This window comes from uncultured Dysosmobacter sp. (assembly GCF_947631165.1).
Classification (GTDB): domain Bacteria; phylum Bacillota; class Clostridia; order Oscillospirales; family Oscillospiraceae; genus Oscillibacter.
On sequence record NZ_CANRKH010000004.1, the window covers coordinates 124,290 to 147,557 of the forward strand.

General features: G+C 54.3%; 20 protein-coding genes and 1 tRNA gene. 13 read left to right on the forward strand and 8 right to left on the reverse strand.

Annotation, left to right across the window (positions count from 1 at the left end; translation table 11 throughout):
* Positions 1-9 precede the first annotated feature (9 nt).
* Positions 10-555: a flavodoxin family protein gene (locus Q0Z69_RS03680; RefSeq protein ID WP_298029862.1), complete on the reverse strand. Its 546-nt coding sequence runs from the start codon at positions 553-555 to the stop codon at positions 10-12.
* Positions 556-698: 143 nt separating this feature from the next.
* Here Q0Z69_RS03680 and Q0Z69_RS03685 point away from each other — a divergent pair, with 143 nt between their 5' ends.
* Positions 699-1,037 carry a helix-turn-helix domain-containing protein gene (locus Q0Z69_RS03685; protein ID WP_298017521.1) on the forward strand — a complete coding sequence of 113 codons (339 nt, stop codon included), beginning with the start codon at positions 699-701 and terminating at the stop codon, positions 1,035-1,037.
* 272 nt (positions 1,038-1,309) lie between these two features.
* A tRNA-Arg gene (locus Q0Z69_RS03690) sits at positions 1,310-1,395 on the forward strand.
* A gap of 435 nt (positions 1,396-1,830) precedes the next feature.
* Here Q0Z69_RS03690 and Q0Z69_RS03695 read toward each other — a convergent pair.
* A complete protein-coding gene (locus Q0Z69_RS03695) occupies positions 1,831-2,628 on the reverse strand; it encodes a DeoR/GlpR family DNA-binding transcription regulator (protein ID WP_298029863.1) in 798 nt (265 codons plus the stop codon).
* Between the two features lie 380 nt (positions 2,629-3,008).
* Between Q0Z69_RS03695 and Q0Z69_RS03700 the strand changes: the two genes are divergently transcribed.
* The 11 genes from Q0Z69_RS03700 to Q0Z69_RS03745 all read left to right on the forward strand — a co-directional run bounded on the left by Q0Z69_RS03700 (position 3,009) and on the right by Q0Z69_RS03745 (position 14,248).
* Positions 3,009-3,833, forward strand: coding sequence for a sugar phosphate isomerase/epimerase (locus Q0Z69_RS03700; RefSeq protein WP_298029864.1), 825 nt, complete (start codon positions 3,009-3,011; stop codon positions 3,831-3,833).
* A gap of 250 nt (positions 3,834-4,083) precedes the next feature.
* Positions 4,084-5,139, forward strand: coding sequence for a TRAP transporter substrate-binding protein (locus Q0Z69_RS03705; RefSeq protein WP_298029865.1), 1,056 nt, complete (start codon positions 4,084-4,086; stop codon positions 5,137-5,139).
* Between the two features lie 97 nt (positions 5,140-5,236).
* Complete coding sequence (locus Q0Z69_RS03710; protein ID WP_298029866.1) at positions 5,237-5,734, forward strand: TRAP transporter small permease; 498 nt, start codon at positions 5,237-5,239, stop codon at positions 5,732-5,734.
* Between the two features lie 3 nt (positions 5,735-5,737).
* A complete protein-coding gene (locus Q0Z69_RS03715) occupies positions 5,738-7,030 on the forward strand; it encodes a TRAP transporter large permease (protein WP_298029867.1) in 1,293 nt (430 codons plus the stop codon).
* A gap of 465 nt (positions 7,031-7,495) precedes the next feature.
* The gene (locus tag Q0Z69_RS16840) at positions 7,496-7,771 is read left to right on the forward strand and encodes an oligopeptide/dipeptide ABC transporter ATP-binding protein (protein ID WP_367272226.1); all 276 of its coding nucleotides are present in this window, start codon (positions 7,496-7,498) and stop codon (positions 7,769-7,771) included.
* Positions 7,752-9,254 (forward strand): M81 family metallopeptidase, encoded by a 1,503-nt coding sequence (locus tag Q0Z69_RS03720; RefSeq protein ID WP_298029868.1) that lies wholly within the window; start codon positions 7,752-7,754, stop codon positions 9,252-9,254. Before Q0Z69_RS16840 ends, Q0Z69_RS03720 begins: the two co-directional genes overlap by 20 nt.
* A 567-nt stretch (positions 9,255-9,821) precedes the next feature.
* Complete coding sequence (locus tag Q0Z69_RS03725) at positions 9,822-10,703, forward strand: YitT family protein (RefSeq protein WP_298029869.1); 882 nt, start codon at positions 9,822-9,824, stop codon at positions 10,701-10,703.
* Between the two features lie 352 nt (positions 10,704-11,055).
* Entirely contained in the window at positions 11,056-11,481 is a 426-nt protein-coding gene (locus tag Q0Z69_RS03730; protein WP_298029870.1) for a MarR family winged helix-turn-helix transcriptional regulator, read from the forward strand.
* 90 nt (positions 11,482-11,571) lie between these two features.
* Positions 11,572-12,942 (forward strand): MATE family efflux transporter, encoded by a 1,371-nt coding sequence (locus tag Q0Z69_RS03735; protein ID WP_298029871.1) that lies wholly within the window; start codon positions 11,572-11,574, stop codon positions 12,940-12,942.
* 450 nt (positions 12,943-13,392) lie between these two features.
* Positions 13,393-13,788 (forward strand): thioesterase family protein, encoded by a 396-nt coding sequence (locus Q0Z69_RS03740; RefSeq protein WP_298029872.1) that lies wholly within the window; start codon positions 13,393-13,395, stop codon positions 13,786-13,788.
* Between the two features lie 127 nt (positions 13,789-13,915).
* The gene (locus Q0Z69_RS03745; protein ID WP_298029873.1) at positions 13,916-14,248 is read left to right on the forward strand and encodes a DUF1622 domain-containing protein; all 333 of its coding nucleotides are present in this window, start codon (positions 13,916-13,918) and stop codon (positions 14,246-14,248) included.
* A 73-nt stretch (positions 14,249-14,321) separates the two neighbouring features.
* Here Q0Z69_RS03745 and Q0Z69_RS03750 read toward each other — a convergent pair whose 3' ends face one another.
* The 6 genes from Q0Z69_RS03750 to Q0Z69_RS03775 form a co-directional block, all read right to left on the reverse strand.
* Positions 14,322-14,834, reverse strand: a complete 513-nt coding sequence (locus Q0Z69_RS03750; RefSeq protein ID WP_298029874.1) for a ferritin — start codon at positions 14,832-14,834, stop codon at positions 14,322-14,324.
* 100 nt (positions 14,835-14,934) lie between these two features.
* Positions 14,935-18,924: a PolC-type DNA polymerase III gene (locus Q0Z69_RS03755; RefSeq protein WP_298029875.1), complete on the reverse strand. Its 3,990-nt coding sequence runs from the start codon at positions 18,922-18,924 to the stop codon at positions 14,935-14,937.
* Between the two features lie 237 nt (positions 18,925-19,161).
* Positions 19,162-20,235, reverse strand: coding sequence for a flavodoxin-dependent (E)-4-hydroxy-3-methylbut-2-enyl-diphosphate synthase (ispG, locus tag Q0Z69_RS03760; RefSeq protein ID WP_298029876.1), 1,074 nt, complete (start codon positions 20,233-20,235; stop codon positions 19,162-19,164).
* A complete protein-coding gene (locus tag Q0Z69_RS03765; protein ID WP_298029877.1) occupies positions 20,213-21,283 on the reverse strand; it encodes an RIP metalloprotease in 1,071 nt (356 codons plus the stop codon). The genes ispG and Q0Z69_RS03765 overlap by 23 nt, the downstream gene beginning before the upstream one ends.
* Before the next feature lie 20 nt (positions 21,284-21,303).
* The gene (locus Q0Z69_RS03770) at positions 21,304-22,446 is read right to left on the reverse strand and encodes a 1-deoxy-D-xylulose-5-phosphate reductoisomerase (protein WP_298029878.1); all 1,143 of its coding nucleotides are present in this window, start codon (positions 22,444-22,446) and stop codon (positions 21,304-21,306) included.
* 8 nt (positions 22,447-22,454) lie between these two features.
* On the reverse strand, positions 22,455-23,252 hold the full coding sequence (locus Q0Z69_RS03775; RefSeq protein WP_298029879.1) for a phosphatidate cytidylyltransferase: 798 nt from the start codon (positions 23,250-23,252) through the stop codon (positions 22,455-22,457).
* Positions 23,253-23,268 lie beyond the last annotated feature (16 nt).

The window sequence follows — 23,268 nt, forward strand, 5'->3', positions numbered from 1 at the left end:
TCCCTTCGCTTAAATCTTCTCTGCCAGCGCAGCGGCCTGTTTGCAGCCGTCCGTTTTTTCAATGTCTCCGGTGTTCAAAACGCCGGGAACCAGCACCTCGCCAACCATTTTCCATTTCATCAAAGCGGCGGAACGTTCGATTGGAATACGTACACCGTCCATAACAGACATATCATTTTCTTCACAGCAGGTGATCAGGGCACATTCCTTGCCTGCAATATCCTTACCTGCCACACAGAAAGAAAACAATTTATCAATGACACCCTTGATCTGTGCCGGAATGGAATACCAGTAGACAGGTGTGGTAAAGACCACTGCATCCGCCTCCAAAATAGCAGGTGCAATGATATTGAAATCGTCATCAAAAGAGCAGGCTTTTCCTGTCTTAAAGCAGGTTTCACAGGCATGGCAGCCGCCCACATTTTTCATGGCGGCATCAAACCGGGTCACGGTATGGCCCTTTGCTTCTGCTGCTTTGATAAAAGCATCCGTCATGGCAAAACTGTTGCCGTTCTTACGGGGACTTCCGGTAATCACTACAATTTTCTTACGCATAAATATATCCTCCAATTCTGCGGGATTGACTTTTCCCGTTGCTGATATTATAATCATAGCAAGAATAATAGAAAAAACAAGTACGCACATATAAGTATGGTACTTACATTGATGTTAAGTACTTACCAAAAGGAGAGTGTAAAATGAGTATCGCGTGCATTAAAGATGCAAAGCTGGAAGAAACCGGGTTCAATTATACAATGTCTCTTATTCAGGGAAAGTATAAAATGTTCATCCTATATGCCTTGATGGGCTTTGAAATTGTCCGTTTTAATGAGTTGAAAAAGTATATAGGAACGATTTCTTATAAAACTTTAAGTGCCACACTGAAAGAATTAGAAGCAGACGGTCTTGTTCACCGTGAAGAATATCCGCAAATTCCTCCGAAAGTTGAATACAGTCTAACAGAGCGCGGGAAGTCTCTGATACCAATACTGGACGAAATGTGTGAGTGGGGTGAAAAAAACCGGCTGGCAAAGTAACTGCGGTGTATACGAAGCAGCACAAACATGAAATGAAATAGTCGGTATCACGAATCTGTTCTTCGCCCCATGCGTATTCTCTCTGGTATTCTGAAATGATATAGTTTTTTCCATATAAAAAACGCACGGCCGTATTGTCGGCAGAGATACGCCGCACACGCCGGCCACTGTTTGACTACTATTTGGGGAAAATGAGATATCCTGCGAGCCATTGCGTTGCAATGGCTCGCAGGATATCGTAAAATTGGCTCAATTTGTACGAAACCAATAAAACGCCTGTGCCGCAATGCTTTCCCATTTGACGGTCTGATAACTCCGACTCTGAAGGCCGCTGGTTCGAATCCAGTCGGGCGTACCATGATAAGTTGACAAATTCTTCTCCGCAAAGTAGACCAGCAGATAAGCCAGGACAACTGGACCGTTGAGGCCGACATGTGCGTACCCGCTAAAAAGTACTGGATACTGATATCGTTCTTTGTGACGGCATGTTTGATCTCCCCGACGCCGATTGCTTCTGTCAGCGCATTCTTTCTGCCTTCCAGTTCCATAAACATCTTTCAGAAAAAACGGCGCACCAACAGCAAACCTCTTTTTTGGGCACTCAGCCCTATGTGGTATACATCGGGGGTTTTCCGCCATTTTACCGGTGGTATTGAGGAAAATAAGCGCACCACGCTTTACTACAGATACACTGCGGATATAGCAGGACCCTGACAACGGTCATGGCCGCCGGGATTTCCCGGCGGCCATGTTTTGTGGGTATCATTTTATGCGCATCACTGGGAAAGCCCGCTCAAGGAGCTTCCTCCTCATCCCCTGGGGTGTGGACCGGCGCCAAGTACAGTTCAATGCCCAGCTGGCGGATCTTTTCCCGGTCCACATCTGAGAGGTTCTCATCCGTGACGAGCACATCGATATCGGTCAGGGGACAGACGATGGACAGGGCGTTGTTGCGGAATTTACTGCTGCTGCACACCAGGATCGTCCGGGAGGAATTACGTACAATTGTGCGGTGTAGATTGGCACCGTCCGGATTGTATTCAAGCACGCCCAGCCCCATGGAGATGCCGCCGCAGCCGATGATGGCCTTATCCACGCTGAACTGCTCCAGCATCGCCTGGGCAAAAGTGCCGCTAAAAAAGAGCTCGTTGTAGTCCAGGTAGCCGCCCAAGGCATATAGCGTGTTGTCCGTGCCCACCAATTCATTGATGGCCGACAGGGAACTGGTCAAAATAGTCAGGCTGGACATGCCGCGGAGGTAATGGGCAGCGGCCAGCGTGGTGGAGCCGTTGCCCACAAACAGGCTTTCCCCCTCCTGTACCAGGGAGGCGGCCAGCTTGCCGATGGCCCGCAGTTCCTTGTGGATGGTGCTGCGGTACGCTTTCGGGGACTCCGTGGAAATGGCAGACGGGGAGACCAGGATTGCGCCCCCATGGATCCGGCGAACAAGGTTCTGGCTCTGCAAGGTGTCTACATCCCGCCGGGCCGTGAGATTGGAAATGTTGAAGCGGGCGGCGATATCAGAGATCTTGACGATATTATGCTCACGGAGCATTTCTAGGATGATAGCGTGACGCTCTTGCGATAACATGCGTGATTCCCCTTATATGATGTGATTTTAGCGGCCGGAGCCATAGAATTCCAAAGTTAGTATATCATATGTACACAAAAAAGCAAGAAGAAATTATGCAAATGAACAAAAATGTTATTATAGTAGAAGTTTAGTTGACAGTTAAATCCAAATATGATATGTTATGTAACATATTCCAGTGCAAAAAGAACTAAAACATTTATTAAAAGAACAAAATCGAACAATCTAGGAATGACTGTTCCAGCGTGCGCAAGCGGAGAGTCGCCGGCAGGATGGGAAGTCATCATTGACCCACACTATTATGGTGAGACCGTGTTACCACGGCATTAATTATGCAGTGTTGTCCTAAAAATAATATGGATACGAAAGGAGACTCAACGATGTCTATTTCAGTCAGTACAATCATGTATGGACCATATCATCTGGATGCCGTGTGGCCTTTATTGGAGACGGAGGGGAGCGGTCAGATTGGAATTGAAGTTTTTCCCTATTACCACCTTACGTACTTTGAACAGGTACTGAAGCAAAATGTTCAACGATTAAAAGGCTGTCCTATTTCGGTACACTGTCCATATTTTTCAACAGATCCCTGCTTTTCACCTGGGACCATGGAATACAACCTCAATATGGACTATTACAAAAAAGCGTTTGCGTGCGCTCAACTGTTGAATGCGAAATACATGGTACACCATTTCTATAACTTTCATTTTGCAGTCGAAGAGCGGGAAAAAAAGCAAGATATTGCGATGGAAAATCTTGTCCGCTTTAAGGCCCTCGCAAAGGAATACGGTGTGGCGCTTGCACTGGAAAATACAGAAATCACACGAAATCCAGCGGAAAATATGTTCACGCAGGAGGAATTTATCCGCATTGTTCTGGAACAGACAGGCTGCAAAGCACTGATTGATATTGGCCATGCTAATTGTGCGGGATGGGACCTTCTCGAGTTAATCCGGACTCTGAAGGACCAGATTGTTGGTTATCACGTGCATAATAATGATGGTTTCCACGATTCCCACAGGCGCATTCTGGACGGGACCCTCGATATAAAGCAATTTCTGCGGAGCGCCCGCCAATATACCCCAGATGCCGATTACACAATTGAATATGTGGCGGATTTTAATTCAGTTGAGAGTGTCTGCAAAGACATCGCATTCTTGAAAAAAGGAGGTCTGGCTGAGGTTGCACACATCTGCCAGGTATAATGCCGATGATTCCGGCGGCATTTATACCAACGTTCTCGCTCTTGTAGGTGCCGGACAGCGACATCTGCGCGCATTTATTTCGCATGGCTCTTTCTTCGGCTATGGTTAGTTGTTGCTTGTGATTCTATTATACCGCTAAACCGGAGAATGGTCAGTTGATTCCACACCCTGGGTCCCTTGTTTACAAACGCTTTTCGGGCTTCAGAATTGGTGCGGAAAAATTATGTAAAGGATTTAAGGAGGAAAAGAAATGAAAGTGAAAAAGATCTTAGCGCTCGTTCTTGTCATGCTCATGGCAGTATCTATGGCCGCCTGCGGCGGAAATACCACCGGTTCCACCACGCAGCCTGACAGCGCAAACGGTAACACCTCAAAGGATTCCGGCAATGCGGAATTCATCCTCAAGGTCGGCCATTCTATCCAGGAAGAAACCCCCACGCATCAGGCACTGCTGTCTTTTGAGAAAGAAGTTGAAGAGAAGAGCGGCGGCCGGATCGATGTACAGATCTATGCCAACGGCGCACTCGGGACAGAGCGGGCAATGACGGAGGCTGTTCAGATGGGTACACTGGAGGTAACACTTCCCAGCTCCGCCATTGTTGCGACCTTTGACCCCATGCTTGACGTTTTGTCCCTGCCATTCCTGTTCCCCGATGCAGAGACCGCTCGCTCCGCTTTGAGCGGTGATTTTGGTGATTTGCTCACGGTCAATCTGGAGAGCATCGGTTTGGTGAGTCTGGGCTGGCTGGAAAATGGCGTGCGGTATATTAGCAACAACAAGCACCCCATCAATACTCTGGATGATATGAAGGGGATAAAGATCCGCACTATTGAGAATGAGATCCAGATGAACTTCTTCAGTGCTTGGGGCGCTTCCCCAAATCCGATGGCCTACAGCGAGCTCTTTACAGCTTTGCAGCAGGGTGTCGTTGATGCCCAGGAAAACTCCATCTTCCTAATCAAGAGTTCCCGTTTTGAAGAGGTCACCGATTATCTGTTGCTGACTCCCCACTGGTATTGCACACTGCCGGTTATTATGAACAAAGCATTCTTCGACAGTCTGCCGGAGGACCTACAAACTATTGTGAAGGATGCCATGACCGCTTGCAGCGAGCTTCAATATGAGCTGTGTGATGCGGCAAATGAGGAAGCGTTGGCCTATTTGATGGAACATATGGAAACAAATGAACTTACGGAGGAAAACCTGCAGAAATTTATTGACGCATGTGCCCCAGTCTATGAGGATGCCCGTGAGCAGTTTGGCGATGAAGTGATCGATATGGCGCTGTCCTTCCAGAGTAAATAACGGGTGTACTCTAAAATAGCATGATATAAAAGTTGCTGGACAGGGGCCTGGAGAATGCCTCCAGGCCCCTGCCGTTTGAAGGGAAAGGAATTCTCAAATGTGGAAGAAACTGATAAAGTACTGCGACCAGTTCGAGGAAACCGTTTTGGCGATCGCCTATATCGTCATGTTGGTAATTTTGGCGGTGCAGGTGTTTTCCCGGTATGTGCTTCTGCATTCCTTCCGCTGGGCCGAAGAGCTTGCCCGATATATGTTTATCTGGGAAATTTGGCTGGGCGCCAGCTACGCCGTAAAGGAAAACCGCCATATCCGCATTGATATTCTTATAAACAAGATGCCCAAAAAAGTCAGGCAAATCTACGAGATTTTCATAGCCCTTGTCAACATCGTATTTTGCGGCTTCCTGTTCTACAAGGGGAGCGCTGTCGTAGCAATGATCTCAATGCGCGGACAGATATCCGGCGCGTTGCACCTGCCCATGCAGTTTGTGTATCTGAGCGTTCCTGTCTGCTGCTCACTCATCATCCTGCGGTCCATCATCTATATCATAAAGGTGGCCAAGGGCGAGACTATTTGTATTAAAGAGGAGGTATGATCCATGGCGATGGCATTTTTGTTTATCGTTCTGTTTATCGGGATTTTCGCCGGTGTTCCCATTGCATTCTGTCTTGGCGGAGCCTCCATTATCACGATGGCCCTCTTCAGCAATGTCGATACGATCGTTTCCGCTCAGTTGGCGGTCACCGGCTTGGATAGCTTTGCGCTGCTGGCGGTTCCGTTTTTTACCCTGGCAGGGGATCTGATGTCCTCCGGCGGTATTTCCAGGCGTATCGTGAGTCTGGCCAAATGTTTTGTCCGGAAAGCAGCGGGAAGCTTGGCTATGATTACCGTAGGAGCCTGCGCTTTCTTTGCGGCGCTCAGCGGCTCCGGCCCGGCCACCGTTTCCGCCATTGGCACGATGATGATCCCAGAGATGGTCAAGGAAAAGTACGATAAGACCTGGGCCACGGCGATCACCTGCTGTGGAGGAGTGATTGGCCCCATCATCCCCCCGTCTATTCCCATGGTCCTGTACGGTGTGATCGCCAACTGCTCGATCGGTGAGATGTTCGTTGCCGGCATAGTCCCCGGCCTTCTGATTGCCGCTGCGCTGTGTGTATACAGCTACTTCAGCTGCAAAAAGTCTGGCTTTGGTGCCGATGCTGAAGTTGCACATGAGGACGACAAGGGACTATGGGCGACCTTCAAGGATTCGTTTGCCGCAATCCTGACCCCGCTGATCATTCTCGGTGGTATCTATTCCGGTGTCTTCACGCCAACAGAGGCGGCGATCGTCGCGTGCATTTGGGCAATTTTTGCTGGTGTGTTCATCTATAAAGAGTTGACTCTCAAAACATTTTTCGAAGCGACCAAAAGAGCTGCACTGACAACCAGTACTGGCTTGATCTGCATTGCCTGTGCGACCAGCTTTGGCTATATGCTCACCACTATGCAGATGCCTGCTAAATTCGCGTCATTCCTTCTAAGCGTTACAGATAACAAATATGTAATCATCCTGCTGATTCTCGGGTTCCTGCTGGTAATCGGATGCTTTATTGATAATGTGACTTCCGTAACGATCCTGGCCCCCATCCTGATCCCGATCGTGACACGTTTGGGCTACAGTCTGACCCATTTCGGCGTGTTTATGACCATCGCCCTGGCGATCGGTTTCGTAACGCCCCCTTATGGTGCTAATCTCTTTGTAGCGTCCGGTATCACGGGGATATCTGTGGCACAGATTTCAAAAAAGCTGGTGCCCATGATCGGCGTTCTGGTGATTTGCCTGTTGCTTGTTACTTTTATTGAACCGATTTCCATGTGGTTGCCAAGCGTTGCATACGGCAAATAATTTTTCATAACGCCCGGTTGACATTACAGGTGCGCTGCCCCAGTGCGGAATGACGCTAGACAAGGACGCAGGTCTGGTCCACCATGTGCATGTGGAAGTGACAGGTGCGAATACTCTAATCGCTCCCAGGCACAGAGCAAGCAGTGGGAGCATGAGAAGTCACCGGTACGCGCCAAGGTGGAGCACATATTTGCTGTGGTCAAGCGATTATTTCACTTTTGAAAAACGCAATACCGAGGGCCGAAGAAGCAAAGAGAAAAGTTGAATATGACGTTTGCTTTAGCTTTAGCAAATCTGTATCTGGCAAACAAGCGCTGCTTGCCAGCCTGATTAGGTGTGCCCTTGCCCACTATCCCAGCGATATTACAGATGGCATTGCCTGCTAGCATTGAAATTCCCGCTCAATGGTTAATTCTACGATGTTGCTTTTAAGAATCCGCTGCATCCCTCCACACAGACGTTTTTTTGTCAACCATTCCTGTTCCGGCCCTCCACGACTGCCGTCAGCGGATTCAGTTCAAAGGGAAGATTCCCTGCCCGATGAACCAGACTAATGAATGCCGTTTTGTAAAACGCTGCAACCAATGCGTGGAGGAATGCTGGAAACATGACGCGGAATTCATCGAGGTGCGGCCGGGCCATTTCGTCGCCTGCCACCTGGTGAAGCAGCGGCCATATGGCGCATGCTTCCAGCAGCCGAAAAAATGGAAAGGATATAGCTATGAGAATATTAATCTGTGAGTTCTTCCAAGAGAGCAATTCATTCAATCCGGAGCTTACCACTCGGGAGAATTTCGCGTACACTTATATCTATACGGATGGAGAACTCTTGGAAAAGTGCCGCAACACACAGACGATGCTGGGAGGAATACTTGGCGTTCTGGATGCTGCAGGGGCGGAGGTCATCCCCTCCTGCGCCATGTACAGCACAGCCGGAGGACCGGTAGAGCAAGCTGTTGTGGACGGGTTCGTACGTGACACGATAGCAGTCATCCGGGCCAACCAGCCTTTTGACGGTGCCTGTGTTTCCCTCCACGGCGCCACCCAATCCACGGAGATGGAGGATGTGTGCGGGTATATCCTGCAGGAGTTCCGCAAGGAACTGGGGCCGGATGTGGTGATCTCCGCCAGCTTTGACCTGCATGCCAACATCACCCAGCGAATCCGCGACAATGCGGATTTTATATGCGGGTTCCATACGTATCCCCATGTGGACTTCTATGACACAGGCCACCGGACGGCGGAGCTGTGTGTGAGGCGGCTTCAAAGCGGGGACAATCTGGGACTGTTCTACGCCGAGGCACCTATGCTCGTATCCGCCAGTACCTATACGACCATGCGGGGACCCTTTGGGGAACTGATTCAAGACGGAAAGCGTTTGGTAGCCGGTGGGAAAATCGCAGATTTCTCAGTGTTCCAAGCTCAGCCTTGGCTGGATGTATCCTGCTGTGCCGGTGCCGAGGTCATCATCTTCGCGGACAAAGACGGACCGGCCCGTTCCTATGTCGAGGAGCTCACATCAAGGCTGTGGAGGATGCGCGGGACTTTCCGGAGCAACTCCTCCAGCGTTGAGGAAGTAATCCAGGAGGCGGAAAGGAACACCTCGGGAAAACCCGTGCTGCTGGTGGACTCCTCTGACTCAGTCCACGCTGGTGCCTGCGGGGACAGTGCTTTCGTGCTTCAAAAGCTGCTTGAAACGGGATCTCCCATCAAGGCCGCGCTTCCCGTGGTTGACGTTCCGGCTGTGGAAAAAGCGTTCCAGGTAGGTGTGGGATGGAAAGGCAAGTTCTGCTTGGGCGCTACCAAGGATGCCCGCCTGACCTCCCCTGTGGAGGCGGAGGCTCAAGTCCGTTCCCTCCACGACGGCTGTTTCATCAACGAGGGTCCCGCCCTCGCCGGCCAATCCCGCAACCTGGGCCGGACCGCTGTTCTGACTGTGGGCAATATCGACGTACTGGTGACCACCACTGTTTCTCAGCCTGGCGATCCCCAGTTCTTCCGCCACTTCGGAATCGAGCCTTTGTTTTACCAGATGCTGGTAGTCAAAGCGTGTACCTCCTTCCGCGCGGCCTTTGAGCGCATTGCGGAGAAGATTTTCTATGCGGACGCACCGGGAGCGGCCTCCCCCGACTTGAACGCACTGCCTTTCCGCCATGTACCGGCGTATTTCTACCCCTTTTCCGATACGGCGGAATACCGGGCGGAAGCCCACCTGCGTGACTGAGTGGCGGATACCGCTGGAAGGTACAAAGTTCCACCGTTCTTACAGAATCCATAAGAACCTATCATAGTCTGACACAGTTTCTTCCAACCGACAATGCTATGCAGTTTTGTAGCCTGCGGTGGCCAGTCCCTTCCGCGGTTAGGGCCGCCGCGTTCCCCGGCGAGTTTGACTAACTCCGGCAAGATTAGCGTGAGGACCCCGATATTTTCATAAAGGATACATCAGCGTTCGAAAGTGAGCAGATCTGCTCTTTATAGAGATACTGCCGCTATCATAAAAGGAAGGCCCCCCTGTGGGACCTTCCTTTTTACATCTCTCTCCCTAATCGTCCTGCCCTCCAGCGTTATACCCAAATGAAAAGGTTTCATCCCTTGTGATACTTCGCTGTCTGCGGTGGTTGCAAATTTATAGCAACATTCAAAAAATTGACGGCAGTTCAGGCAGAAAAGATGCCGCCAAGACATGCGTCACGATTTATTCAGTGGTTCCTTAACAATCTTTCACTTGTTTTCTTTCCTCCAAGGCCATATGATAAATATATCTAACATATCTAATCATGGAGGGTTTATGAAAAAATCGATCCAGGAGCTAAAGACTCTGCGGTGGCAAAATTTCCTGTTCCTTCTCTTGGCGGGAAACATCAACGCTTTCGGCGTGACGGTGTTTTTGGCCCCAGTCAAGCTTTATGACAGCGGCATTTCCGGAACCTCTATTCTGCTCTCCCAGGTCACGCCGGATCATTTGACCCTGCCGTTTTTCCTGCTGCTGCTGAATATTCCCCTATTTTTATTTGGCCTGCGGAAGCAGGGGCTCGTCTTTACAGTGTACTCCATTTTTACAGTTATTGTCTATTCCGCCGGTTCCTGGCTCATCACCGACGTACTGCCGATCGACGTCAGCCTGGCCTCTCCTTTAGCGGGGGATGATTTGCTGCTGTGCGCTCTGTTTGGCGGGGTGATCTCCGGCGTAGGGAGCGGTCTCACTATGCGCTACGGCGGCGCTATCGACGGCATTGAGGTCATGGCGGTCATCTTTGCCAAGCGGCTCAATGTAACTGTTGGGACCTTTGTAATGGTCTACAATGTGATTTTATATGTCATTTGCGGCTTTGTGATGGGCAGCTGGATCCTTCCCCTCTACTCCATCGTGACTTACGCTGCCGGGCTAAAGACCGTGGACTTTGTTGTAGAGGGCATCGATCGCTCCAAGGAAGTCATGATCGTGACCGACCGCCCCAAGGAGATCGGTGAGGCGCTGATGTCGACCTTTGGGTGCGGCCTTACTAAGATCGCCGCCATCGGTGGGTACTCCAATCACGAAAAGACGATCATCTATTTTGTAGTGAACCGATTTCAGATCTCCAAAATGCGTACCATCGTCCGTACCATAGACCCAAAAGCCTTTGTCACGATCAAAGAGGTGGCCGATATGTTCAAGAGCAATGACTGATCGGCTCAGGTCATTTCCCGCATCAGCAGTACCGCAGGCTGCGCCAAAAATCACACGAAAGAGAAGCGGCCTGTGTTCTTCTACCGTGCCGGATATTTTGCCGCCGCTATGATCGAGCTTTATCGAGAATGCGCGGGGTTCACCTTATAAAAGATCTTTCGGGGCGTTTACCGGCCTGAACGATCCGCTCCGTGAGCTGCCAGCCCAGATCCAGCAGCCGCGGCAAATCCTCTCATAATATGGTTTACGAGAGGATTTCTTCTCCGTTTGACCGGCGTACCGAAAATCAAACGCAGGCTATTGACATTATAATAAAAGCATGCTATTATTCTTGCCTGAAGGAGGCGATACTATGAAAAACCGAACAGCATTGGGGGCGCTGGTGAAACGAATTTATGACAGCTTTGAAAAACAGGCCAATTCTCTTCTTCGTACACAGGACCTGACCATGGCTCAATTTGGCGTGCTGGTGGAGTTGTCATTGACTGCTGAAAAACAACTGACGTTGAAAGAACTGGAACAACGGCTCCATGTGGCCCAGTCTACAACGGCAGGCATCGTGGTCCGCTTGGAGCAGAAAAAACTAGTGGAGTGCTTCGGCGACCCGGTAGACCGGCGGATCAAGCTGGTTCGTATCACCGCGGCAGGTGAAAAGCGTTTGCAATATGCCGACCAGGATATGGAAGCAACAGAGAGATCTATGTTGTCGGCCTTGTCCGCTCAAGAGCAGGATACTCTGCTCCGCCTGCTGGAAAAGCTATGCTCCTCCCTTCCCTGAATTCCATAAATGTCCCTTGTTGGACATTTATTTTTCGCGCATTAATAGCATGCTATTGTTTTCACAAACAAATTGAGGAGGTTATATGTGATGAACGATCTCAAAGCAGCAGAACTGTTTGAAAAGGCCCCAGTGGGCCAAGCAGTACTGAAAAATGCCCTGCCCGCCATGGCGGCCATGCTGATGGTGCTCATTTACAATCTGGCGGACACCTTTTTCATTGGTCAGACCCACGATGATTTTCAGGTAGCGGCGGTATCGCTAGCCATGCCTGTGTTTTTGCTGTTTATGGCGGCAGACACCGTGTTTGGCATGGGCGGCACATCCGTGATCTCCCGAGCTTTGGGAGAGGGCCGCCAAGAGTACGCTAAAAAGGCCTGCGCCTTTTGTATGTGGGGCTGTATTGTCACCGGCTTGGTGATGTCTTTTCTCTTCCTGCTCTTTATAGAAAAGATCCTGGCCCTGGTGGGAGCCAGCCCGGATACCTGGGAATATGCCAAAACCTATCTCACCATCGTCAGCTGCGGCGGTCCCTTCGTACTGATCTCCAATTGCTGCTCCAACGTCATCCGGGCGGAGGGGCGGTCTGGCCAGGCCATGATGGGACAACTCCTGGGAAATCTGCTCAATGTGATCCTAGACCCCATTATGATCCTGGGCTTCGGCTGGAATATTGCCGGTGCCGCCATCGCTACCGTTATTGGCAGCGCGGCGGGAGCAGGCTGCTATATTCTCTATTTTCTGCGGGGCGGTTCGTCTCTCAGCATCGGCTTACAGGCGCTGGCCTGTCCAGAGAAGGCCACTACCGCCGTTCTGTCCATCGGCATTCCGGCAGCTCTGGGCTCTATTCTGATGAGTATATCGCAGATCATCATCAACAGCCGGCTCTCCGCCTATCCCGACGGCGCTATGGCCGTGGCCGGTATGGGCGTGGCTATGAAAGTCGTCACCATCACCGGCATGGTCTGCATGGGACTGGGACAGGGCGTTCAGCCCCTGCTGGGTTACTGTGTGGGAGCTCAGTTGTGGAAACGATTCAAGCAGTCTTTAAAATTTTCACTTCTGTTTGCCCTGGTCCTGGGGAGCGTGCTGACCCTGTTGTGCTGTCTGTTCACCGGTCAGATCGTCAGCGCGTTTCTGACCGATCCCCGTGCCTATGACTACGGCGTGGACTTCTCCCGCATCCTGCTCACTACCAGCTCCCTGTTCGGCGTATTCTACGTCCTGATCAATACCTTGCAGGCCATGGGCGCCGCCGCGCCCGCCCTCGTCATCAATCTGAGCCGCCAAGGGATCATTTTTATCCCCGCCCTGTTTTTGCTGCAGGCTGCCCTGGGGATCACCGGCCTTGTGTGGGCGCAGCCGGCGGCGGACATTCTCTCCATCGGACTGGCTCTGGCGCTGTATATTCAGGTGTCCAGAAGGATGATATCCGGTCGCGTCCAGAAAGCTCCGGCGTAATGAGCTGGATCTACCCGGTCCTGCCTGACAGCGCCGCTGAACTCGCGGCAGCTGTGCGCCGCGACTGGCGCCCGCTTACTTCTTCTGGATCACCGGCACAATGACGGCCCGTTCTTCCCACCGGACCTCACATGCCTTCGCCCGCTGGACCATGATAAATGGACGGGTCTAAAAATTTGCTGAAGGAACAAAAGATTTCCGCAACGGGCCATCAAAAAAATCCCTTTGAGGCGGTCTTTCAAGCATGGATTGCTTCAAAACAGAAACCATTGAAACCCAACGCCTCCCTGTGTTATAATCAAATAACTTGAAAAATCGTTTGCGTTTTTTCAAGTTATTTGACTATAAAACGGTATCAAAACGTTTGACTGGAGCCGTTTTACGCGGGGATCCCCTGCTAAAGAAACACAGAACCATTAGCTGTCTATGATACACAAGGAGGAATTGATCATGATCCTGATCGGAACAAAATGTCAATTGAAGCAGAACGTCACCCCGTCGCTGACGGCAGACGCCGTGGGCTCCGGCTCCCTGCCGGTGTTCGGCACGCCTTTCATGGTCGCCATGATGGAAAACGCCGCACAGACCTGCCTTCAGAGCTTTCTAGAGGAAGGCCAGGGCAGCGTGGGGACCCATCTGGACATCAGCCACGACGCCCCTACTCCCGTCGGCATGACCGTATGGGCCGAGGCAGAGATCACTGCTGTGTCTGAAAACGGCAAAATGGTGGAGTTCAACGTGAAGGCCTGGGACGAAAAAGGCCCCATTGGCTCCGGGACCCACACCCGGGCCATCATCAGCGAAGCGCGCTTTTTGAACAAATGCAACGCCAAGCTGGAGGGGTAAGCCTTCCGCCGCTCCCATAGAAAAACAGGCCACCCGTGGCCTGTTTTTCCGCTTTTTTCTGTTTCTTCTTGCAATTTCCCCATTTTATGGTATGATGTCATTAACGCAAACGTTTGAGGTGAGATTTTTGGCCATACTTGAATATTTAGAAAAAGAATTTCAGTTCATTGTACAATTCGGCGTTTTGTTTTTGGAATTCGTAGGCGTGGCGGTGCTGTTGGTGTCCGCTGTGCGGAGCATCGTCGGCTGTTTCCGCAGGGACCCTCATGTCCGCCTTGTTCTGGCTCAGGGCATCGCCCTGGCCTTGGAATTCAAGTTGGGCGGCGAGGTCCTCCGCACGGCCATTGTTCGGGAACCCCAGGAACTGATAACCCTGGGGGCCATCATCCTACTGCGAGGCGCCCTGACCTTCCTCATTCACTGGGAAATCAAAAATGAAGAATCAAAAATCAGTGTTTGACTCCATCTTCCTCCGTATAAATAAAAAAGCGGCCGCATGAGCGGCCACTTTTTCTATGTAGACTATCCCGGTATCACAGCACCAGGGACGGGGCGCTGTAAGTCCGGCCCGCCAGCTCACTGTTGAGCATATACAGGCTCTTGGGATCGGAGCCGAACAGCTCCATCTTGGAAATCAGGTCGTTGGCGTTGGTCTCCTCCTCGCCCTGCTCCTTCACGAACCAGTCCAGGAACTGCATGGTGCGGAAGTCCTTCACCTCATAGGCGGCGGCATAGATGCCGTTGATGAGGCTGGTGACATACTCCTCGTGCTCCAGGCCGGCCTTCAGCACGGTCATGTCGCTGTCCAGCACCTTGTCGGGCTTGGCAATGGCATCCAGGGTCACGCTCTCGTTGTTGTTGTGCAGATACTGATAGAACAGCATAGCATGGTCCCGCTCCTCCTGGGCCTGGATCTTATACCAGTTGGCAAAGCCGTCCAGTCCACGGGTTTCAAAATAATTGGAGAAGTCCAGATACAGATAGGCGGAGTAAAACTCCTTGTTCACCTGCTGGTTCAGCAGGTCCTTGACGTTTGCGTTCAGCATGTTGGCATACCTCTTTCTTATTGAATTTTCTGGTCTATTTTACACCTGCGTTTTGCAAAAATCCATTGCTAAAATGCACAAATACAAATCTTTACTCTATTCAAAACAACGTGATCTGGCTGGTCTCCGCCATGCCGGCGAAAGCGCCCAGGGCCTTGAGCTGCTCGATATGGGTCTTGGACAGTTTGCTGCAGCACATAGCGAACTCCTCGATAGATATGAACTGTTTCCCCTTCCGCTTTTCCACCGTGTCGATGGCTGCGGCCTCGCCCAGGCCATGGACGGTGGTGAAGGGCGGCAGAAGGCCGTTTTCCGTCACGATGAACTTGGTAGCATCAGATTTATAGATGTCGATGGTGTCGAAGTGGAAGCCCCGAAGATAGAACTCATAGCAGACCTCCAGGGTCGTCAGCAGGTTCTGCTCCACCGCCGTGGCATCCTTGTTGTTCTCGATCTCCCGGATCTTCCGTTTCACCGCATCCTTTCCCGCGCAGCAGAATTCCGCATCAAAGGCCTTGGCCCGGACAGAGAAGAAGGTGGCGTAGAAAGCCAGCGGCTCATGGACCTTGTACCAGGCGATGCGGAAGGCCATCATGACGTAGGCCACCGCGTGGGCCTTGGGGAACAGGTAGCCGATCTTAGCCAGTGACTCGATGTACCACTCCGGCACCTCGTGGTCCCGCATGGCCTCCACCCAGCCTTCGTCAAAGCCGCCCTTCTTCACCTTTCCTTTTCGGACCTTTTCCATGATCTTGAAGCTCATCTTGGGATCCAGGCCCTTGGAGATCAGATACAGCATAATATCGTCACGGCAGCCCACCGTCTCCAGAACGCTGGCGGTGCCGCTGACGATCAGCTCCCGGGCATTGCCCAGCCACACATCGGTGCCGTGGGAGAAGCCGGACAGCCGCACCAGGGTATTGAAGTCCTTGGGCTGGGTATCGATCAGCATCTGACGGGTAAAGCGGGTGTTGAACTCCGGGATGGCCACGGCGCCGGTGGGGCCGAGGATCTCATCGTTCTCATAGCCCAGGACCTTGCTGGAGGTAAAGATGGACATAGTATCCGGGTCATCCAGCGGGATGTCGTGGGGATCCATCCCAGTCAGGTCCTGCATCATGCGGACCATGGTGGGGTCATCGTGTCCCAGCATGTCCAGCTTCAGGATATTGGCCTCCATGGAGTGATATTCAAAATGCGTGGTGATGGTGTCGGAATCATCAGCGTCCGCCGGATGCTGGACGGGGCAGAAATCCTCCATGTCCTTGTCGTCGGGGACCACCACCAGGCCGCCGGGGTGCTGGCCGGTGGTGCGCCGGGCGCCCACGCAGCCCAGGGTCAGCCGGTTCTCCTCCGCCCGCCCTGCGGTCATGCCGTTCTCTTCCAGGTATTTTTTCACGAAGCCGTAGGCGGTCTTTTCCGCCAGGGTCCCGATGGTGCCTGCCCGGAACACCTGGGTCTCGCCGAACATCTCGATGGCGTGGCGGTGGGCGCGGGCCTGATACTCGCCGGAGAAGTTCAGGTCGATATCCGGCACCTTGCCGCCGCCAAATCCCAGGAAGGTCTCAAAGGGGATGTCGAAGCCGTCCTTGACGTATTTCGTGCCGCAGACGGGACACACCTTGTCCGGCATGTCCGCGCCGCAGCCATAGGAGCCGTCGGTGATAAATTCGCTGTTCTTGCACTTGGGACAGCGGTAGTGGGGCGGCAGGGAGTTGACCTCCGTGATGCCGGACATATAGGCCACCAGCGACGAGCCGACGGACCCCCGGGAGCCTACCAGATAACCGTTTTCCAGGCTCCGCTGCACCAGCTTCTGGGCAGACATGTACACCACGTCGTACTTGCCCAGAATACCGCCCAGTTCCACATTCAGCCGGTCCACGATCAGCTTGGGCGGGTCCTCACCATACAGCCGGTGGACCTTCTCCCAGACCAAGCGGTTCAGGTCCTCCTCGGAGTTTTCCAGTCGGGGCGGAAACAGCTCGCTGGGCAGCAGTTCGAAGGTCTCCACCTGATCCGCCACCAGCCGCGTGTTGGTCACCACCACCTCATAGGCCTTCTCCTCCCCCAGATAGCTGAACTCCTTCAGCATCTCGTCGGTGGTCTTGAAGTAGATAGGCAGGGACTCGTTGGCGTCGGGGAATTTTTTCGAGGCCAGGATGATATGGCGATACACCTCGTCCTCCGGCTCCCGGAAGTGAACGTCGCCGGTGGCGCAGACAGGCTTTCCCATCTCCTCCCCCAGGCGGACGATCACGCGGTTGAACTCCTTCAGATCCTCCACGCTCTGCACATCGCCGTTGCGGAGCATAAACATGTTGTTGCACAGGGGCTGGATCTCCAGATAGTCGTAGAAGGACGCGATGCGCTTCAGCTCCTCCCAGTCCTTATGGTCTGCCACCGCCCGGAACAGCTCGCCAGCCTCGCAGGCAGCCCCCACGATGACACCCTCCCGGTGCTCCAGCAGCAAGCTTTTGGGAATGGTGGGGACCCGCTTGAAATACTTCAGGTTGGAGGCGGAGATCATCTGATACAGGTTTTTCAGCCCCGTCTTGTTCCGGGCAATGAGGATGATGTGCTTGGGAAAGCGGTTGGTCCTGCTCCCCAGGGGCCGCAGCTTCTCCATTTCCCGGTTCACCGCCTGGAGGGTGTGGACGTCCCGCTCATGGAGCGTTTTCCAGAAGGGGATCAGCATATAGCCCACCGTGGCGGCATCGTCGCTGGCCCGGTGGTGGTTGAAGGCGGGCAGGTCCAGATGCTCCGCCACGATGTCCAGCTTGTATTTGTGCAGGTCCGGCAGCAAGTTCTGGGCCAGGATCAGGGAATCCACATAGGTGGGCTGGAATTCCAAGCCGCAGTCCCGGCAGCCCTTGCGGATGAAGCCGATATCGAATTCCGCGTTGTGGGCCGCCAGGGGGCGGCCATTCACGAATTTGAGGAATTCCTCCAGCGCCTCTTTCGGCTGCGGCGCGTCCTTCAGCATATCGTCGGTAATGCCCGTCAGGCCGATGATCTCCGGTGTCAAGCGGCGGCCGGGGTTCACGAAGGTCTGGAACCGCTCCGCGATCTCGCCGTTTTTCAGCACCACCGCGCCGATCTCTGTGATGGCCTCCCGGTCCACCTTCAGACCGGTGGTCTCGATATCAAAGCAGACGAATTCATCATCCAGAGAACAGTCCTGGCTGCCGTGGACCGCGACCCGGTCGTCGATGTTGTTGACGAAATAGCCCTCTACGCCGTAAAGGACTTTTATTTTATCCCCCGCGGCGTGCCAGGCGTCTGGGAAGGACTGGGCCACGCCGTGGTCTGTGATGGCGATGGCGGGATGGCCCCAGCGGATGGCCTCCTGGATGACCTCCTTGGTGTCCGTCAGGGCATCCATATTGCTCATTTTGGTATGTAGATGCAGCTCCACCCGCTTTACTGGGGCGGTGTCCTGCCGCTCCTGGTGCTGGATGACGTTGATGTGGTAGGGATTGAGCTGGATGTCTTTGCCGTCCCAGGTAGGCTCCATCTTTCCCTGAACGCACAGCCACATGCCGGGCTTGATGGCGCTCTCCAGCGTCTGCGCCTCCTTGGCGGTCAGGTTTTTCTGGACTGTTACAGAGTTGGTGTAGTCCGTCATGTCAAAGCTGAGCCGCCACATGCCGGGGCGACGGGTCTCCCGGCACTCAAAGGCAAACACCTTGCCCGCCACAGTGGCATTGCCCATTTTCAGGTTCAGGTCCTTCATAGGGCCGGGCTTTCCCTTGATGGCATTGCCCATCAGTACCTTGCCCACCACCGGCTTCCCGCCGCTCTTTCCGCGGTCGGGAGCGGCCTGGGGCACGGGCCGGGGCTGCTCCGGGGCCTTGCAGGTAACGTCGATGTCCGCCTTGGCAAAGCCATAGACTGCTTTCAGGCAGTCCGCAATGCCCTGGATATCCGCCGCCGTCAGGGGAAATTTTGTGGTCAAATGCAGGGTGATGCTCATGGCGCCCTGGTCGATGCAGGCCCCCGTCAGCACCGCGCCTGCCAGCTTCAGCCGCAGCTCGCCTGAGAGCTGCAGCTCCGTGAACATTTCAAAAAATGGGATGTTTCTCGACATATCGTTCCTTTACTTCTCTTCCAAATTCTCTAATAAACTCTCTTTGCTTTTTTCAGCCCGGCCTCCAGCGCGTTGAACCGGCGATCGATATGGCCCTTCAGCCACACGCCCATCATCACAACAGCCACAACAGAGCCTATGGCCAGACCTGGCCTCCGGCGGTGGACATGTTGAGCAGGACACCCAATACCAGTGCTAAGATCACTATCATCATAAAAACATTCCCTTCCTGAAACGCTACAGCTTTTCGATCTCCGCCATCAGTGCGTCTACAAGCTGCTCCTGGGGCGCCTTGTAAAGGATCTCCCCTTTTCGGAACAGCAGTCCCTCGCCCTTGCCGCCGGCAATGCCGATATCGGCGGCGGCAGCCTCGCCAGGACCGTTGACAGCGCAGCCCATCACAGCCACCGTGATGTTCTTTTTGCAGTTCGCCAGCCGCCGCTCCACTTCCTCCGCCATAGGGATCAGGTCGATGCGGGTGCGGCCGCAGGTGGGACAGGCGATGAGGTTGACCCCCTCCTTCCGCACTCCGGCGGCCTTCAAGATCTTGTGGGCGGCGTAGATTTCTTCTACAGGATCGGCAGTCAGCGTCACCCGGATGGTGTCGCCAATGCCCATGCACAGCAGTCCGCCGATGCCCATGGCAGATTTCACCATGCCCATGGAGGGCGTGCCCGCCTCTGTGACGCCCAGGTGCAGGGGATAGTCCGTCTGCTGGCTCAGCAGCGTGTAGGCCCGCATGGTCAGCGGCACATCGGAGCACTTGACGGAGATGCAGATATCGTCAAAATCAAATTTGTTCAGCAGATGCACGTGGCCCATGGCGCTCTCCACCAGGGCCTCGGCGGTGATGCCGCCGTATTTCGCCCGCAGCTCCTTTTCCAGGGAACCGCCGTTGACGCCTACGCGGATAGGGATGCCCTTCCGGCGGCAGACGTCCGCCACGGCCTTCACCTTCTCCTCCCCGCCGATGTTGCCGGGGTTGATCCGCAGGGCGTCGATGCCCCGCTCGGCACATTCCAGGGCAAATTTGTAGTTGAAATGGATATCGGCGATCAGGGGGATGGAAATCTGCTCCTTGATCCGGTCCACCGCCTCCGCCGCCGCCTGATCCGGGATAGCGACCCGGACGATCTCACATCCGGCAGCCTCCAAAGCTTTGATCTGGGCCACGGTGGCGGCCACGTCGTCGGTCTTTGTATTGCACATGGATTGGACGCTCACCGGAGCGCCGCCGCCCACGGGGACCTTTCCCACCATCAGTCGTTTTGTCATCTCTCGTCTCTCCCTATCGGAACAGCCGGCGCACATCCTGGAATGTCACCAGCAGCATGAAGCCCATCAGGACCACCAGACCCACGGTGTTCACCGCCGCCTGATACTTCTCCGGCACAGGCCGCTTGAACAGCCGCAGCGCAATGGCGTCCACCACCAAGAAAAACACCCGGCCGCCGTCCAGCGCGGGAATGGGCAGCAGATTCATCACCGCCAGATTCACCGCCAGCAGGGCGGCAAAGTAGAACACATTGTAAAACGCCGCCATCAGGCCGTTTTCCGCCTCCACAGCGGAGCCGACCTCCGTAATGGCGGACACGATGCCCACCGGGCCGCTGAGATCCTGCATAGATGCGCCGCCGGTAAAGAGCTGCACCAAGCTGAACCACACCAGCTGCACAAAGTCCAGCGCCTGATAACAGGTATAGCGCAGCTTGGCTCCCAGCGTGGCCGGGATCTCCCGTGGGCCGATGGTCAGGCCAAATTTTCCCTCTTCCCCGTTATAGGTGCCGCGGTTCATGGGAAAGTCCTTCAAAACCACCTTCTGGCCATTCCGAATGACCTCCAGGTCGATGCTGTCGCCCTGATGATAGGCCAGGAACATGGCGGCGTCGCCGTTCACATAGGTTCGATAGCCATCGATCTTGTGGAACACGTCCCCCACCATCAGGCCGTCCTCCCCTTCCAGAGGGAAGCCGGGGGCGAAGCCCACGATCTGATCCGTGTAAAAACTCTCTCTGCCGGCGAAGAGCGCCGCGATGATGAGCAGGCCGGCCAGAAAATTCATGAGGGAGCCGGCGATCAGAATGACCAGCTTCTTCCAAAAGCCCTGGCGGACAAAGGACCGAGCGTCCCCGGTGTCCTCGTCCTCTCCCTCCATGGCGCAGAAGCCGCCGATGGGAAAGGCCCGCAGGGAGTACTGGGTCTCCCCTTTGGCCCTGCTGAACAGCACGGGACCCATGCCGATGGAAAATTCGTTGACCCGCACGCCGCACAGCTTCGCCGTGATGAAGTGGCCGAACTCATGCACCACCACCAGAACGCCGAAGATCAAGATCGCTGCCAGGATAAAAATCGGTTTCATGCAAAAAGCTCCTGCATCATTTATTTCCCAAGGACGGCGCGCCGGGCCTCCCGGTCCGCCGCCAAGATCTCCTCCAAATCCGGAGCCTGCGTCACAGACACCGACGCCCTGGCCTTTTCCACCAGCCGGGGAATGTCATAAAAGCCGATCTGGCCTGCCAGGAACAGGCCCACCGCCTCTTCGTTGGCGGCGTTCAGAATGGCGCAGGCAGTGCCGCCCGCGGCCGCCGCCGCCTCCGCCAGCCGCAGGCAGGGGAAGGTCTCCCGGTCCGGAGCCGCAAAGGTCAGGGGCGGACAGGACAGCAGGTCCAGCGACTCCTCAGGGCTTTCGCCCCGGTGGGGATACGTCATGGCGTAGCGGATAGGCAATCGCATATCCGGCGTGCCCAGCTGGGCCAGCACCGCGCCGTCCCGATACTCCACCAGAGAGTGGACGATGGACTGGCGGTGGATCACCACACTGACCTGCTCCAGGGGCAGGCGGTAGAGGCGCATGGCCTCGATGACCTCCAGGCCCTTGTTCATCAGGGTCGCGCAGTCGACGGTGATCTTAGGTCCCATCTTCCAGTTGGGATGCTTCAAAGCGTCCGCCTTTGTCATTTTGCCCGCTTCCGCCCGGGTCATACCATAAAACGGTCCGCCGGAGCAGGTCAAGATCAGACGACGTATCTCCCGCCGGCCGGCGCAGCCCTGCACGCACTGGAAAATGGCGGAGTGCTCGCTGTCCACCGGCACGATCTCCGCTCCGTATGTATCCGCCGCGTCCATCACCAGCTCTCCGGCGCAGACCAGCGTTTCCTTATTGGCCAGGGCGATGCGTTTTTTCTCCCGGATGGCCGCCAAAGTGGGTTTCAGCCCCACCATGCCCACCACGGCGGTGACCACGGTGCCGGCCTCGGGAGCCGTCGCCGCCTCTTCCAATGCGTTGAAGCCGCCCAGCACCTTTATATCGGTGTCTGCCAGTCGGACCGCCAAGTCCTTCGCCGCCGATTCATCGGTCATCACCGCCAGCCTGGGGCGGAACCGACGGCATTGGGCCTCCATCCGCTCCACGCTGGAATTGGCCGTCAGGGCCGCCACCCGCAGGCCCATCTGTTCCGCCACGTCCAGGGTCTGGCGGCCGATGGAACCGGTGGAACCAAGTATAGAAATCGTATTCGTCATAGCTTATCTTATTTCACAAAATTTAAAATGATCTCAATGAGCGGCGTGACAAACAGTACGCTGTCAAACCGGTCCAGCACGCCGCCGTGCTCCAGGAACAAACGGCCATAGTCCTTGATGCCGTACTCCCGCTTGATGAGAGAAAAACTCAGGTCACCCATCTGGGCCACTACGCCGCACAGCAGGGCCAGCAGCACCATGGGGACATAGCCGATGCTGCCGCCGAACCCGCGGTCCACCACAAAAGCAAACAGCAGTCCGCAGACAACATTCCCTGCCATACCGCCGATACTGCCCTCAATGGTTTTCTTGGGACTGACCTTGGGGGCCAGCTTATGCTTGCCGAAGGCCCGGCCCGCAAAATAGGCAAACGTGTCACAGGCAAAGCTGAGAATGAACGGCAGCAGCAGATAGGCCCGGTGGATGCCGGAGGCTTCCATGCGCAAAAATGCGGAAAAGGACCAACCGATTGCGATGCTGCCAAACAGTCCCGCCATGAGCTGGGCGAACTTCACCTCGCCCGCTTTTATGATGGCGTAGCCAAAAAACAGTGCGGCTTCAATCATAAACAGCATTGCCATATGCTCCGGCCGGTCACAGTACCATTCCACAGTGAACACCGCGCAGATGCCGCTGAGTCCCACCAGTTCGCTCCGCTTCACACCGCTGACACACTGCTGTAATTCCATGCCGCCAATGCCGGCCAGCAGGCACAGCGCTGCCAGCATCACGACGGACGGCGCCCATAGAACAACCCATACCAACACCGGCACACCGATGACAGCCACCAAAATTCTTGATTTCATAACCGCCCTCTTTTCT

Excerpts from the sequence above, each read along its gene's own strand:
- Q0Z69_RS03680 (WP_298029862.1), bottom strand. The coding sequence starts at position 555 with ATGCGTAAGAAAATTGTAGTGATTACCGGAAGTCCCCGTAAGAACGGC.
- Q0Z69_RS03685 (WP_298017521.1), top strand. The coding sequence starts at position 699 with ATGAGTATCGCGTGCATTAAAGATGCAAAGCTGGAAGAAACCGGGTTC.
- Q0Z69_RS03695 (WP_298029863.1), bottom strand. The coding sequence starts at position 2,628 with ATGTTATCGCAAGAGCGTCACGCTATCATCCTAGAAATGCTCCGTGAG.
- Q0Z69_RS03700 (WP_298029864.1), top strand. The coding sequence starts at position 3,009 with ATGTCTATTTCAGTCAGTACAATCATGTATGGACCATATCATCTGGAT.
- Q0Z69_RS03705 (WP_298029865.1), top strand. The coding sequence starts at position 4,084 with ATGAAAGTGAAAAAGATCTTAGCGCTCGTTCTTGTCATGCTCATGGCA.
- Q0Z69_RS03710 (WP_298029866.1), top strand. The coding sequence starts at position 5,237 with ATGTGGAAGAAACTGATAAAGTACTGCGACCAGTTCGAGGAAACCGTT.
- Q0Z69_RS03715 (WP_298029867.1), top strand. The coding sequence starts at position 5,738 with ATGGCGATGGCATTTTTGTTTATCGTTCTGTTTATCGGGATTTTCGCC.
- Q0Z69_RS03720 (WP_298029868.1), top strand. The coding sequence starts at position 7,752 with ATGAGAATATTAATCTGTGAGTTCTTCCAAGAGAGCAATTCATTCAAT.
- Q0Z69_RS03725 (WP_298029869.1), top strand. The coding sequence starts at position 9,822 with ATGAAAAAATCGATCCAGGAGCTAAAGACTCTGCGGTGGCAAAATTTC.
- Q0Z69_RS03730 (WP_298029870.1), top strand. The coding sequence starts at position 11,056 with ATGAAAAACCGAACAGCATTGGGGGCGCTGGTGAAACGAATTTATGAC.
- Q0Z69_RS03735 (WP_298029871.1), top strand. The coding sequence starts at position 11,572 with ATGAACGATCTCAAAGCAGCAGAACTGTTTGAAAAGGCCCCAGTGGGC.
- Q0Z69_RS03740 (WP_298029872.1), top strand. The coding sequence starts at position 13,393 with ATGATCCTGATCGGAACAAAATGTCAATTGAAGCAGAACGTCACCCCG.
- Q0Z69_RS03750 (WP_298029874.1), bottom strand. The coding sequence starts at position 14,834 with ATGCTGAACGCAAACGTCAAGGACCTGCTGAACCAGCAGGTGAACAAG.
- Q0Z69_RS03755 (WP_298029875.1), bottom strand. The coding sequence starts at position 18,924 with ATGTCGAGAAACATCCCATTTTTTGAAATGTTCACGGAGCTGCAGCTC.
- ispG (WP_298029876.1), bottom strand. The coding sequence starts at position 20,235 with ATGTGCGCCGGCTGTTCCGATAGGGAGAGACGAGAGATGACAAAACGA.
- Q0Z69_RS03765 (WP_298029877.1), bottom strand. The coding sequence starts at position 21,283 with ATGAAACCGATTTTTATCCTGGCAGCGATCTTGATCTTCGGCGTTCTG.
- Q0Z69_RS03770 (WP_298029878.1), bottom strand. The coding sequence starts at position 22,446 with ATGACGAATACGATTTCTATACTTGGTTCCACCGGTTCCATCGGCCGC.
- Q0Z69_RS03775 (WP_298029879.1), bottom strand. The coding sequence starts at position 23,252 with ATGAAATCAAGAATTTTGGTGGCTGTCATCGGTGTGCCGGTGTTGGTA.